The 1973-nt window shown below is 39.3% G+C and carries 1 protein-coding gene; it reads left to right on the top strand.

Annotated features, from left to right (window positions below; translation table 11 throughout):
* The first annotated feature begins 204 nt into the window (after nucleotides 1-204).
* Nucleotides 205-1623 (top strand): sodium:alanine symporter family protein, encoded by a 1419-nt coding sequence (locus tag QMA00_RS18740; protein WP_290158491.1) that lies wholly within the window; start codon nucleotides 205-207, stop codon nucleotides 1621-1623.
* Nucleotides 1624-1973: the final 350 nt, after the last annotated feature.

Raw genomic sequence — 1973 nt, forward strand, 5'->3', positions numbered from 1 at the left:
TTATAGGGCGAATCGATTTTAACGCAAGCGTTTTTAAAGGCTTTTTTGCATTTAACTTTTACCCCAAAGATACCCCACCTAGACACACATGTTACCCACAAAAACCTGTGGATAACTCATTTTTTTACGCTGTTTACTAAACTATTTACTGTGCTTGTGGTAAGTTGCGCCCGATATTTACAACTCGTTCACTAGGTAACGCACATGACAGATATAATAAATAGTATAAGTGGTCTCTTATGGGGTCATATTTTAGTGTACTTATTAATAGCTGCAGGGCTATTTTTTACAATACGTCTTGGTTTTATTCAATTTGTACAGTTTCCACATATGATTAAAGTCATGTTTCAAAGTCGTCAAGGCTCTGACGGCGGCATTTCTTCTTTCCAAGCATTTTGTACTTCTTTAGCAGCCCGTGTTGGTACTGGTAATATGGCAGGTGTTGCCGTTGCACTTTATTTAGGTGGCGCAGGTGCTATTTTTTGGATGTGGTTAATTGCTTTAATTGGTATGGCTACTAGCTTTGCTGAAAGTACATTGGCACAAGCTTATAAAACTCGAGATGAAGAAGGTAACTTCCGTGGTGGTCCGGCCTATTATATGGAGTACGGACTTGGTAAGCGTTGGATGGGTGTTGTCTTTTCATTGTGCTTAATTTTAGCCTTTGGTTTAGTTTTTAACGCAGTACAGTCAAATTCTATTGCTGCGGCTTTTGAAGTCGCCTTTGGTATCCCTAACTATATAGTCGGTATCGCTCTTGTTATTGGTTCAGGTATTATTATATTTGGCGGTCTAAAAACAATTTCTCGATTTGCTGAATTAGCCGTTCCATTTATGGCTGCTGCTTACCTTGTGGTTGCACTTTATATATGTGCTGTAAATTACACTGAGTTACCTGATGTATTTATGCATGTGATTAGAAGTGCCTTTGGTCTTGAACAAGCGGGTGCCGGTGCAATTGGTTATGGGGTAATGCAGGCGATGATCCAAGGGATCAAACGCGGCTTGTTCTCAAACGAAGCCGGTATGGGTAGTGCTGCGAATGCTGCAGCAACGGCAACGCCAAACCCACCTCACCCTGCTTCACAGGGGTATGTACAAATGCTGGGTGTATTTGTAGATACTATTATTATTTGTACTGCAACTGCTGCTCTTATTTTATTATCAGAACAGTTAGTACCAGGCTCTGATGTAACGGGTATAGCACTTACACAAGCAGCGCTTGAGGAGCATGTTGGTAGCTGGGGCGCAATATTTGTTGCAGTCGCTATTTTGTTTTTTGCTTTTACATCAATAGTAGCTAACTATTCTTATGCAGAAACGAACTTATTATTCTTAGAGCATAACCACGCATCTGGCATGTTGATCTTCAGGTTATTAGTGTTAGGTATGGTAATGTTTGGTGCATTGGGCGAATTACCACTAGTGTGGACATTAGCTGATGTATCTATGGGCTTAATGGCAATAGTGAACGTAATCGCATTATTTATGCTCTCAGGTGTTGTCGTGTGGCTTGCTAAAGATTATAACGCTCAGCGACGCGTCGGAAAGTTACCGACGTTTGATCCAAGTAAGAACGACAAACTCAATAAAACTATTCCAAAAGGTATTTGGCATAAATAATTAGTTTTTATACTTCAAGTTAAAACCCGAAACGGCCATTGTTATTTCGGGTTTTTTATTGATTTAACTTTAATCTTAAAGTTACTGATAACAGTAGCCACTTATAAATTACTAATGCGAAGAGAGACGTTATTAAAGCTGCCCAACCTGCCTATAAGCTCACCTTATCCAAACATTATAAGCATCCTACAAGTAAATTTAATAACCTATGTAGTAGGTCTCAATGCTTATAACGACATCCCTGGTTAGGTTTATATACATTACTGCATAACCATAATAACTAACACTGCGCTTATTATACCAATCCGCAATAATACTCAATCATTTTGCGGGGCTAAACGTGTCGCTAT

Origin of the sequence: Pseudoalteromonas sp. APC 3694 (genome assembly GCF_030407565.1) — a bacterium.
GTDB classification, from domain to species: domain Bacteria; phylum Pseudomonadota; class Gammaproteobacteria; order Enterobacterales; family Alteromonadaceae; genus Pseudoalteromonas; species Pseudoalteromonas tetraodonis.

Excerpts from the sequence above, each read along its gene's own strand:
- QMA00_RS18740 (WP_290158491.1), top strand. The coding sequence starts at position 205 with ATGACAGATATAATAAATAGTATAAGTGGTCTCTTATGGGGTCATATT.